Below are 18562 nucleotides of genomic sequence, written 5' to 3'. Positions count from 1 at the left end.
GAGGGCCCCTAGCCGAGATCAACATGGAGTGCGGCAGGTGGCGGTGTCCGGGGCAACCGGACCCGGCCATCCGCCGCACACGGAGTCGATCACACTTCAGTCGAGGCGGTGGTCAGCGGCGGGGGACGGGGGGCCGATTCGGATCGACGGTCGGGCTCGCGGCGGTCGGCCCAGGCCGTGGTGAGCAGGAACAGCGCCGCGATGTAGGTGACCATCACCAGCAGCCCGTGCCCGGGCAGCTCCGCCCCGGCCGCGCCCACCCCGATCAGCAGGTCGGAGACGAGGAACAACGCCCCGCCGGCCGCCGCGCGCCGGGACACCCCGGTTGCGGCGGCGGCCATCAGGCTCAGCGCCAGGCTGTAGCCGAGCACCGGCAGCCGCAGCGCCCCGAGCTGCCCCCAGAGCAGCGCGTTCGCCGCTGCCCAGAGCACCAGGTAGCCGGCGAAGGCGGCCAGCGGCGCCCGTCGGTGCCGCAGGAACGCGGCCAGGAAGCAGAGCTGGGTGCCGAGGAAGCACCCCATCCCGACCAGGAACGCCACGTCGCCGGAGAGCAGCAGCGCCACGTCACCCGCCGTCGCGAACACCAGGCCCGTCGCGACCAGGTCGAACCGCCGGCGTACGGCCCAGAGCCAGGCCAGCAGCAGCGGCGCGAGCAGCGGCTTGGCCACCCACTGCAGCGCGGGCGCGTCGAGCGCGACGCCGACCAGCTCGACGGCGGCGACCAGCCCGAACAGCCCGAGCAGGCGTCGCCTCATCGGGCCGGCTGCCAGTCGGGCCGGCCGAGGACGTGGCCCAGCCGGTGCCGCCAGGAGGTGGCCCGCCGGACGTCGGCCCAGATCGCCGCGTACTCGTGGGTGGCCACCCGCAGCGGGTTGTAGGTGCCGATGTTCTTGGTCAGTCCGTACCGGACGGTGTCCCGTTCCGGCTCGAAGGTGCCGAAGAGCCGGTCCCAGACGATCAGGATGCCGCCGTAGTTGCGGTCCAGGTATTCGGCGTTGGCGCCGTGGTGGACCCGGTGGTGCGACGGCGTGTTGAAGATCCATTCGATCGGCCGGGGGAGCAGGGTGATCCGCTCGGTGTGCAGGAAGAACTGGTACAGCAGGCTGATCGACTGCTGGAGGAAGATCATCCACGGCGGGATGCCGAGCAGGGCCAGGCCAAGCCAGAACGGCAGCGAGGTCATCGGCGTCCAGCTCTGCCGCAGCGCCGTGGAGAAGTTGAAGAAGACGCTGGAGTGGTGCACCACGTGCCCGGCCCAGAAGAGGCGTACCTCGTGGTGCGCCCGGTGGAACCAGTAGTACGCCAGGTCGTCGGCGAAGAAGAGCAGCACCCAGGTCCAGACGCTGGTGGGGGAGAGCTGCACCGGCGCCACCGTCCAGACGGCGGCGTAGAGGCCGACGGTGAGCAGTTTCCACGGGAAGCCGATGATCTGGCTGCCGGCGCCCATGGTCAGGCTGGTGGTGGTGTCGCGCAGCTCGTAGCCGCGTTCGTCGTCGTCCGGGGCGAACCGGTACGACAGCGCCTCGATGACGATGAGCAGCAGGAACGCCGGTACGGCGTAGAGCACGGCGGGGATCATGCTCGGCATTCCTCTCCGGGTGGGGTGGTGGGGGTGGTGAGCGAAGCGGTGAGCAGCGCGTGGGCCTGGGTGGCGGCGTCGTCGCCCCGCCCCTGCGCGAGGGCCTCGGCCAGCCGGCGGTGCCCGGCGACGTCCAGCAGCTCGGCGGCGCGCCGCTCGGGCGGGACCTCGCCGACGGCGACCGCCCCGGCCACCAGGCTGTTGAAGGCCAGCAGGTAGGCGGTGTTGCCGGAGCCGTCCACGATGTGCCGCCAGAGCACGATGTTGGCCTCGCCCATGGCATGCAGGTCCGGGCCGAGCGCGGCGTACTCCTCGACGGCGCGGGTGACGACGCGCCGCAGCGCGGCGGTGGCCCGGTCGGCGCAGAGCCGGGCGGCGTCGACGCCGACGCAGGCGCGCATCTCCATCATGTCCCGCACCAGGTGCTCCACGGGCAGCACGTCACCGGACTGGGTGAGGGAGAGGGCCAGGTCGAGGCCGGCGTGCACCCGCCAGTCGAGCACCCGGGTGGCGCCGCCCTGGCTGATCCGGACCAGGCCGAGTTGTTGCAGGCGGCGCAGCGCCTCGCGGACCGCGTGCCGGTTGACCGCGAAGGCGACGGCCAGCTCCCGCTCCCCGGGCAGGGGGTCGTCGGGGCGGTAGCGGCCGCTGACGATCGCGTCGCAGAGCTGCCCGAAGACGTGGTCGGAGACGGAGCTGCGGGGGACGGGGACGAAGGCCACGGGAGCAGTGTGGCGTGACGCACATCAATCCGTCAACTGGTTGGACCAGTTCGCGCACCAAAGAAACGGCGACCGGGTCACCGACCCGGCCGCCGTTCCGCGGAGGTACCTCAGCCGCGGCCGCGCTCCTGTCGGTAGCGGCGGATCAACCCGGCGGTGGAGGAGTCCACGCCGGACAGGTCCGGGGAGCTGTCGGTGAGCAGCGGCGCCAGCTGGTTGGCCATCACCTTGCCCAGCTCCACGCCCCACTGGTCGAACGGGTTGATGTCCCAGATCGCGCCCTCGGTGAAGACGATGTGCTCGTAGAGGGCGATCAGCTGACCGAGCGTCGCCGGGGTGAGCTTCGGCGCGATGATCGAGGTGGTCGGGTGGTTGCCCGGCATCACCCGGTGCGGCACCACCTCCGGCTTCGTCCCCTCGGCTTCGACCTGCTCCTGCGTCCGCCCGAACGCCAGCGCGGCGGTCTGCGCGAAGAAGTTCGACATGAACAGGTCGTGCATGTCGCCGAGGTCGTGGTTGGGCTGGCTGAACGCGATGAAGTCGGCCGGGATCAGCAGCGTGCCCTGGTGGATCAGCTGGTAGAAGGCGTGCTGCCCGTTGGTGCCCGGCTCGCCCCAGAAGATCTCCCCGGTCCGGTAGTCGACCGGCGTCCCGTCCAGCCTGACCGACTTGCCGTTGCTCTCCATGGTCAGCTGCTGCAGGTACGCCGGGAACCGGTGCAGGTACTGCGCGTACGGCAGCACGGCGTGGGTCTGCGCGTCGAGGAAGTCGACGTACCAGACGTTGAGCAGGCCGAGCAGCGCCGGGATGTTGCGCTCCACCGGCGTGGTCCGGAAGTGCTCGTCCACGGCGTGGTAGCCGGCCAGCATCTCCCGGAACCGGTCCGGGCCGATCGCCAGCATCACCGACAGCCCCACCGCGGAGGGCAGCGAGTACCGGCCGCCCACCCAGTCCCAGAAGCCGAACATGTTCTCCGGGTCGATGCCGAAGTCGCGGACCCGCTGCTCGTTGGTGCTGACCGCGACGAAGTGCCGGGCGATCGCCGCGTCGTCGTCGGCGTCCAGCCCGGAGAGCAGCCAGGTCTTCGCCTGATTGGCGTTGGCCAGGGTCTCCTGGGTGGAGAAGGTCTTCGAGACCACCACGAAGAGCGTGGTCGCCGGGTCCAGGTCGTAGGTCTTGTCGTGGATGTCGGTCGGGTCGATGTTCGACACGAACCGGCAGCTGATCCCCGCGTCCCGGTACGCTTTCAGCGCCTCGTACGCCATCACCGGCCCCAGGTCGGAGCCGCCGATGCCGATGTTGACCACGGTGGTGATCCGCTCGCCGGTGTGCCCGCGCCACTGCCCGGAGCGGACCCGCTCGCTGAACGCGGCCATCCGGTCCAGCACCCGGTGCACGTCGGCCACCACGTCCTGGCCGTCCACGGTCAGCGCGGCGTCGGACGGCAGCCGCAGCGCGGTGTGCAGCACCGCCCGGTCCTCGGTGGAGTTGATGTGCCGGCCGGCGAACATCGCGGCGATCCGGTCGCTCAGCCGGACCCGCTCGGCCAGCGCGGTGAGCAGGCCCAGCGTCTCGTCGGTGATGAGGTTCTTGCTGTAGTCGACGTGCAGGTCGGCGACCTCGCCGGTGAGCCGCTCACCCCGGCGCTGGTCGGCGGCGAACAGCTCCCGCAGGTGGGCGCCGCGCATCGTCTCGGCGTGCTTGCGCAGCGCCTGCCACTCGTCGGTGGTGGTCACACTCGCAGCCATCGGGTCGATCTTCTCCTTCACGACGGTGTCGCCGGGCGGCCACGGGTGCGCCGGCCGCCGCCGGCTCGAGTCCAGCCTGCCACCCGCGGCGGACCCGCGCGACGCGACGCGGCGGACCCGTCCCGCGAGGTGGTCGGCGACTCGCCATCGCGACACGTGTCGCCACCACCGGGCGTGAGCTGTTCGCTGTTCGACCTCCAGGCCAGCCCCCTACCTGGCCAGCGGCCACTTCCTCTGAGCGCGCCGCAGCCCGACCTGCGGTCGACGGGCCGGCCTCGGGGCTCAGCCTGTCGGCTGGCGCGCGAAGAACTCGGCCATCGCCTGGGTGTGGGTGGAGAAGGCCAGCTCGACCGGCTCGGTGAGTACCAGCCACTCGGTCGCCTCCTCGGTCGGCGCCGACGGCGGCAGCCCCTCCGCCGGCCGCTCCGGCAGCTCCCCGAAGATCATGATGGTGCCGCCGGCCGGTGCGCCGTGCACCGCGAACAGCCGCGCCTCGTCGGCCTTCCCGATCAGCCCGGTCTCCTCGCGCAGCTCCCGCACGAGCGCGTCGGCCCACTCCTCGCCGTACTCGATGAAGCCACCCGGCAGCGCGAGCAGGCCGCGGGCCGGCTCGATGTCCCGGCGGACCACCACCAGGCCCAGGCCCGCGCCGGTGCGGACCGGCAGCAGCGCCACCGCGACCGGCAACGGGTTGCGCCAGACCGTCTCACCGCAGACCGCGCAGACCCGCGGCCAGGCGGCGCCCGCCGGGTAGGCGGTGCCGCAGAAGGAGCAGTGCGAGTACGGAGAGCCCGTCATGTCGCCGCACGTTACCGGCCCGGGTGGCGGCACGCTCCCCGTCACTCAGTGGGACGGCGGCGCGCGCCCTCGGGGGTGGCGTGCAGACCGGTCGTGAACGCCAGATCGCCCCGGCGCGCGGCGAGCAGCGTGGGCTCGTCCGCGAGCGGCTCCGCCCAGTCGCCCCACAGGTGGAAGCTGACCACCTGATCCGACCCTGCGGCGACGTAGAGCAGGGTGTACGGGAAGCGCGGGTTGCCCCCGCCGAGCCGGATCGACGGCCGGCCGAACCGCGCCAGCACGTCGGTCAGCCCGCGGTCCTCGGCGACCCACCCGGGCAGCGTCGCCGTCAGGTCGTCGTACTCCTCGGCGGTGAGGAGGCGGTCGGTTTCCAGCCAGCCGAGTCGGTGGGCCAGTTCGGCGTAGACCGAGCTGACCGCGTCGTCGTGGTTCACGGCCTTCGGCAACACGGGCAGGAACACCCCACGCACGCCAACCGACGTGAAGCGGCCCCGCTCGCGCAGCCCGTCGTTCGCCCGACGCCATTCCTCGTGCCGTCCCTCGGCGAAGGCCAGGGCGTCGAGGAGCAGGTGCAGGGCCATCTCCCCGCCATACATGCCCGGCCGGCGCAACGCGTCGTTGACCTTCGCCCGGAGGTGCCCGCGGATCTGTGCGGCCGACGGACGGCCCCCGGCGTCGCCGGTCACCGCCATCCGGCGTGCTGGAGCTGTTCGGCGATCTGCCGGACCCGGGCCATGGTCATGCCTGTCCGCTGCTCCACCGCCAGCGGATGGTCGGTCGGCTCGACCTCGATGAACGGCTTCTCGCCGACCGGCCGGGTGTGCACATGGGTCTTCAGCTCGATGGTGCTGACGCCGTAGACCGGCAGCTCGGTGGAGAGCCAGCCGAAGTGCGGCCCTTCCGACTCACGGCCCGGCGTCTCCCACAGCTCGGTGGTGCGCCCGAAGTTGGCGGCGCTCAGCGACACCCACACTCCCCAGGTGAACGTGCCTTCCGCGTCCGACAGCGGGATCTCGATGTTGCCCTCGACGAAGAAGTGTTCCCCGCGAATGACGCAGAGGTCCGAGGTCAGCTCGCTGCGGTCGTCCTCGGCCAGCTGCTCCGACCAGAACGCGGGGGCCCGGGTCCGGTACGACAGCGGCAGGTCGTCGTGCCGTCGACCGCAGGTCCCACAGGTGTAGCCCGATCCGTCACGCATCCGGCGACCGTAGCCGATCACTCCTGACCAGCGGTGCGGGGAGTCGCCGCCGTGGGCCAAACCGGTCGCAGGGTGGGCCGGCCGGCGGATAGCCTCCGGCGGACACGGGACGGGGTGAGCAGGATGAGCGGGACGCTGACGCTGTGGCGGCCGACGGGGCCGCAGGAGCTGGCGCTGGTCGAGGCCTCCGGCTGGACGGCATGGCCGCCGCGCCTGCCCGACCAGCCGATCTTCTATCCGGTGCTGAACGAGGCGTACGCCGTCATGATCGCCCGGGACTGGAACGTGCCGGCCTCCGGCGCCGGCTTCGTCACCCGGTTCGAGGTGGACCGCGAGTTCGCCGCCCGCTACCCGGTCCACCAGGTGGGTGGCCGGGACATCCTCGAGCTCTGGGTGCCGGCGGAGGAGTTGGCCGAGTTCAACCGGCACATCGTCGGTCGGATCGAGGTCGTGCGCTCCTTCCACGCCGAGCCGGCCGCCACCGACTGAGCGCCGCCGGGGACCGCGAGCCACGCGGGGCCGCGCGCTCACGCGGCCCGGCGTACCCCCGATCGGTCGCGTCGTGGACGCGGACCGCGTACCCCCGGTTGGGGCCGCGCGGTGACGCGGCCCGGCACTGTCCTCAGGAGGCCGGCGCGCCGGTGTAGAAGGCGGTGGTCCGCTCGGCGGCGGCCCGCGCGGCCTCCGGGTCGGTGCCGCCGGCCACGCTCGCCTCGCCCCAGCGTTCGCTGCTCAGCGTCATGAACCGCCGCCCCTCCTCGGAGCCCATCCAGGCGGCGGCCTCCTCGGGCGTGATCCCGGCGCCCGCGCCGCCGAGGTGGGAGGCGAGGCCGAGCAGGCCCCCGTCCCAGCCGACGCCGACGGCGCCGGGGCCGAACTGCGCCCACCGTTCGTCGTCGACGTGCGCGACGTGCTCCAGCTCGAACCGGGTACGCCCGTCGCCTTCGGGGGTGAGCCGGACCTCGATCCAGCTGACCTCTTCGCCGTACTCCCAGGTGGCGGCGAAGCTCTTCGGCGGGTCGCAGCGCTGGATGGTGCCGCCGGCGTTGCCCTCGAACTGGTAGCGGCCGTGCAGCCGCAGCTCGCCGGAGATCGGCAGGAACCAGCGGGGGATGCGTTCGGCGTTGGTGCAGGCGTCCCAGACGTCCTCCAGCGGCGCGTCGTACGCCTGGCTGATGGTCAGCACGCGGGCCTCGCCGGCCTCCAGCGTGCGGTTGCCCACGGTGCGCCGGACGGCGCTGATCTGGTGCGTGGCGTCGATCATCGGGCTCTCCTGTCGTCGGTCGGGTCGTCGGGTGCGTGCGATCGCCGTTCGCGCCGGCCGCGGGCCAGTTCGGTGGACAGGGCGTCCAGGGCGGGCGCCCAGAACCGGCGGAAGCCGGCCAGCCACTCGTCGACCTCCCGCAGCGGGCGGGGGTCCACGGCGTAGAGGCGCCGGGCGCCCTGCGGTCGCACGGTGGCGAACCCGTTGTCCCGCAGCACCCTCAGGTGCTGCGAGACGGCGGGCTGGGAGATGCCGAACTCCTCCTGGATCACCGCGCAGACCCCGCCGGCGGTCAGCTCGCCCTGGGCCAGCAGCTCCAGGATGCGGCGGCGCACCGGGTCGCCGAGGACGTCGAAGGCGTGCACCGACCCTTTCTATCAGGCGGGACTTATATAAGCAATCACCCGAGGCGGGCGGCGACCATGTACAACCGGTACGCCGACGGGCTCGGTGCGGCGACCCCGGACGACCTGCGGGCGTACGCGATGGGCGCGCAGCGGATCCTGGCCCACGGCTACCGGCCCTGACCCGCCCGCGTTGATCCGATCGGAGAAAAATTCCGGCGGGATGTCGATCCGGGCCACCACCGATCGTGTCAGAGGTGAAGGGTCCGATCGATCAGGAGGAGCGAGATGAAGCAGTACCTGTTGAGCATGTACCAGCCCGAGGGCGGCCAGCCCGATCCGGAGTTCCTGGCCGGCGTCATGCGGGAACTCGGCGCGATCCGCCAGGAGCTGGAGGCCACCGGTTCCTGGGTCTTCGGGCAGGGGCTGCACGGGCCGGAGAGCGCCACCGTGCTGCGCACGAAGGGCGACGAGGTGCTGGTCACCGACGGGCCGTACGTCGAGGGCAAGGAGTACCTGGGCGGCTTCACCATCATCACGGCGCCAGACCTGGACGCCGCCCTGGAGTGGGGCCGCCGCTACGCCGTCGCCACCACCCTGCCGATCGAGGTCCGCCCGTTCCAGGGCGAGGCGTGACGGTCGACGTTGAACGGGTCTTCCGCGCGGAGTACGGCCGCGCGGTGGCCGTGCTGGTCCGCCTCCTCGGTGACATCGACCTCGCCGAGGAGGCGGTCCAGGAGGCGTTCACCGAGGCGGTGCGGCGCTGGCCCGAGGCCGGCCCCCCGCCCAGCCCGGCCGGCTGGATCATCACCACCGCCCGGCACCGGGCCATCGACCGGCTGCGCCGGGAGGCGACCCGGGCCGACCGGCACGCCCAGGCCGCGCTGCTGCACACCCCGGACGCCCCGGCCGAGGAGGGACCCGTGCGCGACGACCGGCTCCGCCTGATCTTCACCTGCTGCCACCCGGCGCTCGGGCCCGCCGCCCGGGTCGCGCTCACCCTGCGCCTGCTCGGCGGGCTCGGCACCGCCGAGATCGCCCGGGCCTTCCTCGTCCCCGAACCGACCATGGCGCAGCGGCTGGTCCGGGCCAAGGCCAAGATCCGGCATGCCGGCATCCCGTACCGGATCCCCGCCGACGCCGACCTGCCCGACCGGCTGCGCGCGGTCCTCGCCGTGCTCTACCTGATCTTCAACGAGGGGCACACGGCCAGCGCGGGGGCGCGGCCGGTCCGCGAGGAGCTCTCCGTCGAGGCGGTCCGACTGGCCCGGCTGCTGGTCGAGCTGATGCCCGACGAGCCCGAGGCGCTGGGCCTGCTCGCCCTGATGCTGCTCACCGCGGCCCGCCGCCCCGCCCGGGTCGCCGCCGACGGCACCCTGATCCCGCTCGCCGCCCAGGACCGCAGCCGCTGGGACCCCGCCCTGATCGTCGAGGGGCAGGCCCTGGTGCGCCGCTGCCTGCGCCGCAACCGGCCGGGCCCGTACCAGATCCAGGCCGCGATCCACGCCGTGCACAGCGACGCGACGACCGCCGCCGGCACCGACTGGGCCCAGGTCCTCCAGCTGTACGACCAGCTCCAGGCGTTCGACCCCGGGCCGGTGGTGGCGCTGAACCGGGCCGTGGCGCTCGCCGAGGTGCGTGGGCCGGCGGCCGCCCTCGCCCTCGTCGACGACCTCGACCTCGACGGCTACCACGTCTTCCACTCCGTCCGCGCCGACCTTCTGCGCCGGTTGGGCCGCGAGTCCGAAGCCCGTGCCGCCTACGAATCCGCGATCAGCCGCACGGCCAACGGGGCGGAACAGGCGTACCTCCGTCGCCAACGAAACCACCTGAACCCCCACCACTGACGGCCTTCCCCTTCAGCCGCCGGACGCCCATGATCGGGTAGCGGATTTCGGCAGATTCCCTGGCGGGTCGTCTCGGAAACCGCTACCCGATCATGGCGGCCCGTAGCAGATGCGGTGACCGGGTGGGCTGTCTTCCACAGGTGGGCGGATGTCCACAGGAGGGGGCCATCGGGCTGGTCGGATGTCGAGGTGTGGGCCACCGTGTGCTCCGTGCATCCGGTGCTGAGGTCCCTTGTCGAGCTGGGGCAGGGCGTGGTGACCCGACGGGTGGCGGCCGAGGTGGTTCCCGAGTGGGCCGTGCGGCACGCCTGCCGCAGCGGGTCGCTCCGGCGTGTGGCGTCTACGTCGACACCGCGCTGCTCTCCGCCGGCTCGACCGTCGAGCTACGCCGCCCCGGCTCGAGGGCGCAGCGGGGCCGCCCCGACGCAGCCGCCGACGCCACGGCCTTCGCCCGACTTGCCCCGGCGACGAGGAGGCGTGCGGCGCTCGCCTATGCCGACGGGCGGGCGGCGCTGAGCAGCCTCACCGCCCTCGAATTGTGGGGCCTGCGCCGCCAACCCGACGACGAGCCCGTACACCTCGACGCGCCGCGCGGTTCGGGCGTCCATCCCCGACCCCACCTCGCCGTGCACCACCGCAATGGCCTGGTCATGGATCCCCCTGAGGTGGCGATCCGGTCGGGTGTGCCGTTGGTGCGGCTGGAACGGGCGCTCGTCGACGCCTGGCCGTTGCTGCCTCCCGCCGAGCGTGCCGCACCCGTGATCCGCGCGGTCAACGACCGCCTCACGACGCCAGAGCGGATCACGACTCTCCTCGAGACCGCGCCCCGACTCACCGGCCGGGCGGAGCTGCGGACGCTGCTCGCCCGGCTCGACGCGGGCTGCCGCAGCCCGCTGGAGATCTGGGGTCACGACCACGTGTTCACCGGCCCGGGGATGCCCCCGTTCGGGAGACAGGCCAAGGTCGTCGTCGGCGCCCGCACCATGTACCTCGACGTCTACGCCGAGCGGGAACGGGTCGACATCGAACTCGACGGCGCCACCACACACGGCGATCCCCGACAGCGCGAGATCGACCTGCGTCGGGACGCGCTGCTCGCCACCGTCGGCATCCTGGTGGTCCGCTTCGCCCATCGCCGGCTGGTCCACGAGGTCGACGCGGTACGCCGGGAGGTGCTCGCGATCCTGGCCAGCCGGCGGGCGACGGCGTGATCGCGACATCGGGCGGGGCGCGACGAGCGTCGTGGCTACGAACGAGATCGCGGGTCGGTGTGGCGAGCCGTGGGTTGGTCGCTGGTGAGTGGGCGGGGCGGTCAGTCGCGCAGGGTGCGCAGGATGCGGGTGAGCTGTTCGCGGTCGTCGCGCCCCAGGTGGCCGAAGAAGCGTTCCGCCTCGGCGTCCCGCGCGGCACGGATCGCCGCGCCGACCCTCGTACCCTCCTCGGTCAGCGCGACCAGGGTCGCCCGCCGGTCCGCCGGGTCGGGCTGGCGCGCGACGAGCCCGCGCTCCTCCAGGCCGTCGACCACCTCGGTGGTGGAACGCGGCGCGATGTGCAGATGCTCGGCGAGTGTGCTGAGCCGCATCGCGCCGTGCCGGGTGAGCACCCCGAGCGCGCGGGCGTGGCCGGGGTTGACCTCCCACGGCCCGAGGGTCTGCCGGGACTGGTGGCGCAGCCGTCGGGCCACCGCCCAGAACAGCTCCGCCAGGCTCTCCTCGTGCGGGTCGCGTTCCTCGGCGGTCACCGGAATACCGTAGCAGAATTTCCTGTTGCTACCTCATGATGAGGTAACCTCAGCAACACCCCTGACAGGAAGAGGTCTCCCTTGGATACCACCCCCACCCGCCGGGAGGGCCGCGGCGGCGCCCCCCGGACCGTCAGCGCCGCCGAGAAGGCCCAGGCCAGGGACGTGTCGCTGCGCCGGATCGGCCGGCTCTTCACCGCGTGCCGTGGGCAGCTGGCGACGGTAGTCGCGATCATCGTGGTCTCCTCGGTGCTCGCGATGGCCTCGCCGTTCCTGCTGCTTACCGTGATCGACCGCGCGCTGCCCGAGCGCGACCTGACCCTGCTGGCCTGGCTGGTCGGCGGGATGGTCGCGGTCGCCGCGGTGACCGCCGTGCTCGGTGTGGTGCAGACCTGGATCTCCACCCGGGTCGGCCAGCAGGTGATGCACCGGCTGCGCACCGACGTCTTCACCCACCTGCACCGGCAGTCGATCGCGTTCTTCATCCGCACCCGCACCGGCGAGGTGCAGTCCCGCATCACCAACGACATCGGCGGCATGCAGACCGTCGTGACGTCCACCGCCACCTCGATCGCGTCCAACCTGACCACCGTGGTCGCCACGCTGGTCGCGATGGTGGCGCTCTCCTGGCGGCTCACCCTGGTCTCGCTGGTGGTGCTGCCCCCGGCCATCTGGCTGACCCGCCGGGTCGCGGCCATGCGCCGCGAGATCACCGCCCAGCGCCAGCGCGAGCTGGCCGACCTCAACGTCACCATCGAGGAGGGGCTGTCGATCAGCGGCGTGCAGCTCAGCAAGACCCTCGGCGCCGGCACCGCGCTGACCCACCGCTTCACCGCCTCCTCGGCCCGGCTGGTCGACCTCGAACTCCGTTCCGAGCTGGCCGGACGCTGGCGGATGGCCTCGATGAGCATCATCTTCGCCGCCATCCCGGCGGTCATCTACCTCAGCGCGGGGCTGCCCGGCACCGCCGGCACCCTCAGCATCGGCACCCTGGTCGCGTTCACCGCGCTGCAGGGCGGACTGTTCCGGCCGCTGATGGGGCTGCTCAACGTCGGCGTCTCGCTCACCGCGTCGCTGGCGCTCTTCGCCCGCATCTTCGAGTACCTGGACCTGCCGGTCGAGGTGGACGACCCGGCCCGGCCGGTCGAGATCGACCCGGCCCGGGTCCGCGGCCACCTGCGCGTGGAGGACGTCACCTTCAGCTACCCGGGCAGCGACACCGCCGCCGTCGCCGGGGTCACCCTCGACGTGCCGGCCGGCACCAGCCTGGCTCTGGTCGGCGAGACCGGCTCCGGCAAGAGCACCCTCGCCGCGCTGGTCAGCCGGCTGCACGACCCGGGCAGCGGTCGGATCACCATCGACGGCGTCGACCTGCGCGACCTGCGACTGACCGACCTGGCCGCCGTCGTGGGCGTGGTCAGTCAGGAGACGTACCTGCTGCACACCACCGTCCGGGAGAACCTCCGGTACGCCCGGCCCGACGCCACCGACGCCGAGATCGAGGACGCGGCCCGCGCCGCACAGATCCACCACCTCATCGCCGGGCTCCCCGACGGGTACGACACGATGGTCGGCTCCCGCGGCCACCGCTTCTCCGGCGGGGAGAAGCAGCGTCTGGCGATCGCCCGTACGCTGCTGCGGGACCCGCGCATCCTGGTGCTGGACGAGGCCACCAGCGCGCTGGACACCGAGACCGAGCGGGCCGTCCAGCGGGCCTTCGACAGGCTCTCCGAGGGCCGGACGGTGCTCACCATCGCGCACCGGCTCTCCACCGTCCGCCACGCCGACCAGATCGCCGTGCTCGACCACGGCCGCATCGTCGAATCGGGCACCCACCAGAGCCTGCTCGACCACGACGGCCGGTACGCCGCCCTCGCCGCCTGACGCGACGACCCCGCCTCAGGCCGGCCGTGGCACCGACGCCAACGGGGACAGGGTGAACCAGCGGGGCACCGCCCGGCGCAGCGCCTCCGGACCCTGCACCTCGACCGTGCCGCCCCGCAGCGCGTCGGCCCACGTCCCGGAGCCGCGCCAGACGTCGATCAGGGCGCGCAGGCTGGCGTGGACGGTGACCGCGAGTGGGAAGCCGGGGTCCGCGTCGCACACGTCCGCCTCCGTCGGCGTGATCACCATCCACCAGTCGCGCTGCCGGGCGCGCACGTCCGTGAACCTGAACTGCACCACCGTGCGTCCGACCGGCACGACCGCGTGGTCGACGTGCCGGTGCATGTCCCACAGCAGCAGCTTCGGGTCGAGGTCCTCGTCGCCGATCTCACCGACCCAGCGCACACCCCACACCCCGAGCGCCTCGACGATCGGTCGCAGTTCCCGGCCGGCTGCCGTCAGGACGTACCGCACCTCCGCGCCGTCGGCCTCCCGACGCACGATGCCGGCGACGGTCAGCTCGTGCAGCCGCCGGGACAGCAGCGCGGGCGAGAGCCGGGGCAGTCCACGGCGGAGTTCGTTGAAGCGCTCGCTGCCACTGACGAGTTCGCGGACGATCAGCATCGTCCACCGTCCGTCGAGCAGCTCCATCGCCTTCGAGACGGGGCAGAACTGGTGATACGACGACCCCATGGATGAAGGCTAGTACCTGTCGTCTACCGGTCCAGTACAGAACGTGTACTAGGCGCGTCGGGTTGCCGTCCCTAGCGTCACTGCCAGGAGCAGGACGAACGAGAGGCGACAGCCCATGACGACATTTACCGACGCCGCGGCGGCCGACGAGGCCCTCAAGGCCCGCCACCGCGCCATGTGGGCCCTCGGCAACTACCCGGCCGTGGCATCCGAGATCATCCCCGAGCTGGGGCGGATCCTGGTCGCGGCGTGCGGGATCCGACCCGGTGACCGGGTGCTGGACGTCGCCGCCGGCTCGGGTAACGCGGCGGTACCGGCGGCGCTGGCCGGTGCGCGGGTCACCGCCAGCGACCTGACTCCGGAGTTGCTGGAGGTGGGCCGGCGGCTGGCCGAGGAGCAGGGCGCCGACCTGGCGTGGCGGCAGGCGGACGCCGAGGCGCTACCGTTCGCCGACGGCGGGTTCGACACGGTGCTGTCCTGCGTCGGCGTCATGTTCGCCCCGCACCACCAGGCCAGCGCGGACGAACTGGTCCGGGTCTGCCGCCCGGGCGGCACCATCGGCCTGCTCAGCTGGACGCCGGACGGTTTCGTCGGACAGCTGCTCGGCACGCTGAAGCCGTACGTGCCGCCGCCGCCGACCGGCGCGCAGCCCGCACCGCTGTGGGGCGACGAGCAGCACGTGCGAGCCCTGCTCGGGGACCGGGTGACCGAGGTGGTGGCGCGTCGACAGGCGCTGCGGGTCGACGAGTTCGCCACCCCCGAGGCGTTCCGTGACTTCTTCAAGACCAACTACGGCCCCACCGTCGCGGCGTACCGGGGCATCGCCGACGACCCGGACCGGACGGCCGCGCTGGACCGCGACCTCGCCGAGCTGGCGCGCCGCAACGACCGCGGTGCGGGGGCGACGGTCATGGAGTGGGAGTACCTCCTTTTCACCGCCCGCAGGTCGGCGGGTGCGCCGACGGGGTGAACGGCGGGGATCGCCCGCGGCCATCGGCTGGCGAGGATGGTCCATGACGTTGACCGTCCGCTGACGTTGATGGCCGTCACGGCGCTCGTCGTCTTCGGGTACGTGATGGTCACCGTCTGGGACTCGGATTCAGCCGAACTCAGCCGGTGCCTGCTCGGCCGCGGAGCCGATCGAGCAGCTCATCCAGCCTCCGTAGGTCGTCGCCGGTGAAGTCGGCGAAGACCTGCTCGAGGTTGCCGGCGTGGACCTCGGCCGCCTCCTGGAGCTTTGCGCGACCGGCCGGGGTGAGCGACGCGAAGTTCACCCGGCGGTCAGTAGGGCAGGGCACCCGCTCGATGTAACCGGCAGCGATCATCCGGTCGATCAGTCGGGTGACCCCTCCTGTGGTCAGCGCGATCTGCTCGGCGAGTGACCCCATGCTCACCTGGCCGTCTTCGGACCTGGCGATTCGGAGCATGACCTCGAACCAGCTGTGCGGGATGCCACAGCGCTCCTCCAGGGACGCCCCCAGCCGCTGTTCCAGAGAGCTGAACACCTCCACGAGCCGACCGAATGTCGTGATCAGGGCCCTGTCGGGAGCAGCGGGGGTCGTAGCCATGGCAGAAATCTTACTCGTCAGAGGTTGACCAGACAGTAGTTGTGCTAATGTTTGAGGAGTCAACATCTGACTGATCAGAGAAATGTCGCCCAGGCCCCGGTCGTCGCGCTCGACCCGCAGGCCGAACTCGACCGCCGGTCTGGCGTCCGCACGGCCGGTCGGGTCGTCACCGGCGCCCGGGAAGGAGAGCAGCAGGCATGAGCATTCCCCGCTTTGCACCCGCGTCGGTGGCGACGGCGGGCTCGACCGACCCGCAGGCGCCGCTCGTCGTCCTGTTGCACGGCCGCGGCTCCCACGAGCGCGAGATCATCGCGCTCGCCGACCACCTGCCCAGCAGTCCGGCGTACGCGGCCGTGCGGGCACCGATCGCCGAGGGCGCCGGCTACGCCTGGTTCGCCAACCGCGGGATCGGACGGCCGGTCGCCGAATCCCTGGCGGAGACCATGACCTGGTTCCGCACCTGGCTGGACGAGGCCGCCCCGCCGGGACGTCCCGTCATCCTGGTCGGGTTCAGCGGCGGCGCCGCCTTCGCCGGTGGCCTGATCCTCGCGGACCCCCAGCGGTTCAGCGGCGCGGCCATCCTCTACGGCACGCTCCCGTTCGACGCGGGCGTCCCGGTGACACCAGCCCGCCTCGCGGGTCTACCCGTCTTCGTCGCCCAAGGCGACCAGGACACCGTCATCCCTCGCGAACTTCTCGACAGCACCTGGCACTACCTCCTCGGCGACTCGGGCGCTCCCGCCTATGCCCGCCGGGACCCGGGCGGCCATGGGATTTCCCAGGCGACGCTGGCAGAGCTCGGCGGTTGGATCCGCGAGCGACTGGGGTTCCTGACCCAGCGGGGCAGCGGGCCCGTCGGGCTGGCGGAGGGTGTTCGGTGGCCGAGCCTTCCGGACGGTCTTCTCCCACCGCGCGAGGGTCACCGCCCACAGGTGTCCTGGACGATCCCGCAGGAGCAGCGCAGCGACAACGCGCCGAAGGCGTTGCAGGAGAGGCTGTTCCGCCGCATCAGCACCCTCTCCGGTGTCTCGTCCCGACAGTCGGCGATCTCGGTACCCGGTGCCTGGGGGCTCATGCTCGGACCGGCCGCGCAGGGCCCGCTGGACGCCTTCCTGGTGCCGTCGGTCGGTGAGTTCGCCCACCTGCACCCGGGGCACGACGGCTCCCTGCACGTCGCGCTACCCCCGGCGCTCGCCGCGAACGCCGTGGCACAGGGTTGGGCGGTCGCGCACCCCCTGGCCGGGATCCGGCTCGCCCGCGGGATGGTGATGATCTACGGACCGCGGAATGATGCCGAGCTGTCAACGGTGATGGGGATTGTCGAGGCCAGCCACGCGTTCGCCTCGGGCGCGTTGCAGTGAGCCATTTTCATCGTTTGCAGCGGGGCACCTTCGGCGGCTTGGAGGACGAGGATGGCCTGCACGATCGCGGTGGCGGCGGGGGCCGCAACGAAGCTTGGTCAGCGATGAAGAGGGCTCAGTGGTAGATCGAAGCGTCTTCATAGACGACTCGATGGCTGGTCGGCCAGCCGGGAAGGTCGCGCGGCTGCCCCGGCGGCAACACGGGAGCCAGCAGCGCGAAAAGGCGGTGCATCGTCTCGTCGTCGAATTCCTCTGGCGCACGGGTCGCTCGCAGCAGCACCCCACCAGCCCTGAAGCGTCGTACCTCCGCCACCGCGCCAGACGCCTCGATGACGTCAGCCCCGCCGAGTCGGTCCACCAGCTCCTGGGGCACCACCGTTACCCACGAGTATCCGCGCAGCAGCTGCCGACTCTGCTCGACGGAAATGTCGCTGTCACGCCGAAGGGCCTTGTCCAGCTCGGTAGACGCGTCATTGCCGCCGTCATGGCTGACCTCGCCGTACCCGGGATCCGCATCGGCCAACACCATGGCCAAGAAGTCCACCCACCGGTCATACTCCACAGCCGGGTCGAAGGCAGTGCCCAGCATCGCCCGGGTGACCAGGTGCGCCCACGGATTGTTGTCCAGCACCCGGCTCACCCCTAGGCGGACATGCGCGTAGGACAACGTCTTCTCCTCCGTAGCCGCCGCGACCTGGACCAGCACCGGATTCTCGTGAGTCTTGCTCAGCGCCGCCGCCCACCGATCATCGGAACGACGGACAGCACGGATCGGGTCCCGCTCCGTGGCACACACGATCAGCGAGGCCGCCACATCCGGATCCTTCGCAGCCACTGCCCGCGACACCTCACCGAACAGCCCGTCCCAACCCTGCTTCAGCCACGCCCGAGAACTCCGCGCGACACGAGCCGGGTCCCGCGGATCCAGGCACACCACGGCATGTAGCGACTCGTCCTCGGAGTAGCCGTAGTAGGTCATCGAGCCCCGCCACCTTTCTGTCGAACGACGTGCAGGGTGGGCGACGTTCCCACCGCGGCCCGCCTCGCACGTCAGGTCAACACACCCCGCCCTGTTTCACCGGGCTCAAGGTGGTGAGCAGGTGCGCGACGCCGGTGTGTCGGTGCTCCAGATAGGACGAGGCTCCCGGTAGGACAGCAGTCGACCAAGAACAACCGCCCAGCACGGGAGCTTCGTTGCTGACCTATCCTGCCAGCATCCCGCTGTCCACGCGCAGCCTGAACCGCCTGACCGACCTGATTCGCACCCGCCGGAGAGCGTTGGGCGCCCGCTGGCGCAGGTTGCCCGAGCATCAACAGGCGCTGATGGCCCTGGCCCACCTGCGCAACGGTGACACCCTCACCCGCCTCGCGGCCGGGTTCGGCGTATCGGTGACCACCGTGTGGCGGTACCTGCGGGAGGCAGTCGACCTACTCTCAGCTGATGCCGCCGACCTCGCCGAAGCGATGCGCCGAGTCACCCGACTGGCCTACGCGATCCTCGACGGCACCCTGATCCCGATCGATCGGGTCCCCGATCAGCGGTCCTACTACTCGGGCAAGCACAAGCGACACGGGGTGAACGTGCAGGTCCTGGCCGACCCCGCCGGCCGGCTGATCTGGGCCTCACCCGCGCTGCCCGGCTCAACCCATGACCTGACCGCCGCCCGCACCCACGGCCTGATCGACGCCCTGACCAATGCTGGCGTGATGACCTTCGCAGACAAGGGCTACCAAGGAGCCGGCGGCACCATCTGGACACCGTTCAAACGCCGGCGGCCCTAAGCTCCTGCGGGACCGCCCGTACGGCCCGAGGAG

The 18562-nt window shown here is 71.9% G+C and carries 20 protein-coding genes and 1 pseudogene; 8 read left to right on the top strand and 13 right to left on the bottom strand.

From position 1 onward, the window contains the following. Window positions 1–89: 89 nt before the first annotated feature. The 7 genes from ACLQ2U_RS11940 to ACLQ2U_RS11910 form a co-directional block, all read right to left on the bottom strand. Window positions 90–755 (bottom strand): lysoplasmalogenase, encoded by a 666-nt coding sequence (locus ACLQ2U_RS11940; RefSeq protein WP_425750660.1) that lies wholly within the window; start codon window positions 753–755, stop codon window positions 90–92. Further along, entirely contained in the window at window positions 752–1579 is an 828-nt protein-coding gene (locus ACLQ2U_RS11935) for a sterol desaturase family protein (RefSeq protein WP_425750659.1), read from the bottom strand. The genes ACLQ2U_RS11940 and ACLQ2U_RS11935 overlap by 4 nt, the downstream gene beginning before the upstream one ends. Then, entirely contained in the window at window positions 1576–2301 is a 726-nt protein-coding gene (locus ACLQ2U_RS11930) for a FadR/GntR family transcriptional regulator (protein WP_425750658.1), read from the bottom strand. The genes ACLQ2U_RS11935 and ACLQ2U_RS11930 overlap by 4 nt, the downstream gene beginning before the upstream one ends. Window positions 2302–2411: 110 nt before the next feature. Next, window positions 2412–4049: a glucose-6-phosphate isomerase gene (pgi, locus tag ACLQ2U_RS11925; RefSeq protein ID WP_425750657.1), complete on the bottom strand. Its 1638-nt coding sequence runs from the start codon at window positions 4047–4049 to the stop codon at window positions 2412–2414. A gap of 282 nt (window positions 4050–4331) precedes the next feature. Then, entirely contained in the window at window positions 4332–4847 is a 516-nt protein-coding gene (locus ACLQ2U_RS11920; protein WP_425750656.1) for an NUDIX domain-containing protein, read from the bottom strand. Between the two features lie 41 nt (window positions 4848–4888). Further along, window positions 4889–5539, bottom strand: a complete 651-nt coding sequence (locus ACLQ2U_RS11915) for a hypothetical protein (RefSeq protein ID WP_425750655.1) — start codon at window positions 5537–5539, stop codon at window positions 4889–4891. After that, complete coding sequence (locus ACLQ2U_RS11910; protein WP_425750654.1) at window positions 5530–6045, bottom strand: DUF2199 domain-containing protein; 516 nt, start codon at window positions 6043–6045, stop codon at window positions 5530–5532. The genes ACLQ2U_RS11915 and ACLQ2U_RS11910 overlap by 10 nt, the downstream gene beginning before the upstream one ends. A 123-nt stretch (window positions 6046–6168) precedes the next feature. Here ACLQ2U_RS11910 and ACLQ2U_RS11905 point away from each other — a divergent pair, with 123 nt between their 5' ends. Further along, window positions 6169–6534 carry an ADP-ribosylation/crystallin J1 gene (locus ACLQ2U_RS11905; RefSeq protein ID WP_425750653.1) on the top strand — a complete coding sequence of 122 codons (366 nt, stop codon included), beginning with the start codon at window positions 6169–6171 and terminating at the stop codon, window positions 6532–6534. A gap of 133 nt (window positions 6535–6667) precedes the next feature. Here the strand turns inward: ACLQ2U_RS11905 and ACLQ2U_RS11900 are convergent, their stop codons facing one another. Both ACLQ2U_RS11900 and ACLQ2U_RS11895 read right to left on the bottom strand, forming a co-directional pair. Next, entirely contained in the window at window positions 6668–7309 is a 642-nt protein-coding gene (locus ACLQ2U_RS11900) for an SRPBCC family protein (protein WP_425750652.1), read from the bottom strand. Continuing rightward, window positions 7306–7674, bottom strand: coding sequence for an ArsR/SmtB family transcription factor (locus ACLQ2U_RS11895; protein ID WP_425750651.1), 369 nt, complete (start codon window positions 7672–7674; stop codon window positions 7306–7308). The genes ACLQ2U_RS11900 and ACLQ2U_RS11895 overlap by 4 nt, the downstream gene beginning before the upstream one ends. Window positions 7675–7941: 267 nt before the next feature. Between ACLQ2U_RS11895 and ACLQ2U_RS11890 the strand changes: the two genes are divergently transcribed. The 3 genes from ACLQ2U_RS11890 (at window position 7942) to ACLQ2U_RS11880 (ending at window position 10711) form a co-directional block, all read left to right on the top strand. Beyond that, on the top strand, window positions 7942–8289 hold the full coding sequence (locus ACLQ2U_RS11890; RefSeq protein ID WP_425750650.1) for a YciI family protein: 348 nt from the start codon (window positions 7942–7944) through the stop codon (window positions 8287–8289). Then, window positions 8286–9500: an RNA polymerase sigma factor gene (locus ACLQ2U_RS11885; protein WP_425750649.1), complete on the top strand. Its 1215-nt coding sequence runs from the start codon at window positions 8286–8288 to the stop codon at window positions 9498–9500. The genes ACLQ2U_RS11890 and ACLQ2U_RS11885 overlap by 4 nt, the downstream gene beginning before the upstream one ends. Window positions 9501–9790: 290 nt before the next feature. Continuing rightward, entirely contained in the window at window positions 9791–10711 is a 921-nt protein-coding gene (locus ACLQ2U_RS11880; RefSeq protein ID WP_425750648.1) for a DUF559 domain-containing protein, read from the top strand. A gap of 101 nt (window positions 10712–10812) precedes the next feature. Here ACLQ2U_RS11880 and ACLQ2U_RS11875 read toward each other — a convergent pair whose 3' ends face one another. Continuing rightward, window positions 10813–11241: a MarR family winged helix-turn-helix transcriptional regulator gene (locus ACLQ2U_RS11875; RefSeq protein WP_425750647.1), complete on the bottom strand. Its 429-nt coding sequence runs from the start codon at window positions 11239–11241 to the stop codon at window positions 10813–10815. An 81-nt stretch (window positions 11242–11322) separates the two neighbouring features. Here ACLQ2U_RS11875 and ACLQ2U_RS11870 point away from each other — a divergent pair, with 81 nt between their 5' ends. Then, complete coding sequence (locus tag ACLQ2U_RS11870) at window positions 11323–13125, top strand: ABC transporter ATP-binding protein (protein ID WP_425750646.1); 1803 nt, start codon at window positions 11323–11325, stop codon at window positions 13123–13125. A 15-nt stretch (window positions 13126–13140) separates the two neighbouring features. On the opposite strand, the gene ACLQ2U_RS11865 is transcribed toward ACLQ2U_RS11870, so the two are convergent. Next, entirely contained in the window at window positions 13141–13818 is a 678-nt protein-coding gene (locus tag ACLQ2U_RS11865) for a winged helix-turn-helix transcriptional regulator (protein ID WP_425750645.1), read from the bottom strand. 115 nt (window positions 13819–13933) lie between these two features. Here ACLQ2U_RS11865 and ACLQ2U_RS11860 point away from each other — a divergent pair, with 115 nt between their 5' ends. Beyond that, entirely contained in the window at window positions 13934–14788 is an 855-nt protein-coding gene (locus ACLQ2U_RS11860; protein ID WP_425750644.1) for a class I SAM-dependent methyltransferase, read from the top strand. Between the two features lie 139 nt (window positions 14789–14927). Here ACLQ2U_RS11860 and ACLQ2U_RS11855 read toward each other — a convergent pair whose 3' ends face one another. Then, window positions 14928–15386, bottom strand: coding sequence for a MarR family winged helix-turn-helix transcriptional regulator (locus ACLQ2U_RS11855; protein ID WP_425750643.1), 459 nt, complete (start codon window positions 15384–15386; stop codon window positions 14928–14930). 197 nt (window positions 15387–15583) lie between these two features. Here ACLQ2U_RS11855 and ACLQ2U_RS11850 point away from each other — a divergent pair, with 197 nt between their 5' ends. Continuing rightward, window positions 15584–16747, top strand: a complete 1164-nt coding sequence (locus ACLQ2U_RS11850; RefSeq protein ID WP_425750642.1) for an alpha/beta hydrolase — start codon at window positions 15584–15586, stop codon at window positions 16745–16747. A gap of 115 nt (window positions 16748–16862) precedes the next feature. Here ACLQ2U_RS11850 and ACLQ2U_RS11845 read toward each other — a convergent pair whose 3' ends face one another. Further along, window positions 16863–17726, bottom strand: a complete 864-nt coding sequence (locus tag ACLQ2U_RS11845) for a hypothetical protein (protein WP_425750641.1) — start codon at window positions 17724–17726, stop codon at window positions 16863–16865. Between the two features lie 215 nt (window positions 17727–17941). Here ACLQ2U_RS11845 and ACLQ2U_RS11840 point away from each other — a divergent pair. Continuing rightward, window positions 17942–18523 (top strand): annotated as a pseudogene (locus ACLQ2U_RS11840) (transposase family protein); the annotation flags it as partial. Window positions 18524–18562 lie beyond the last annotated feature (39 nt).

Origin of the sequence: Micromonospora sp. DT47, from assembly GCF_049844475.1 — a bacterium.
Classification (GTDB): domain Bacteria; phylum Actinomycetota; class Actinomycetes; order Mycobacteriales; family Micromonosporaceae; genus Micromonospora.
Note: the sequence above shows the minus strand (reverse complement) of the source record. Positions and strands in the feature narration are given on the sequence as shown.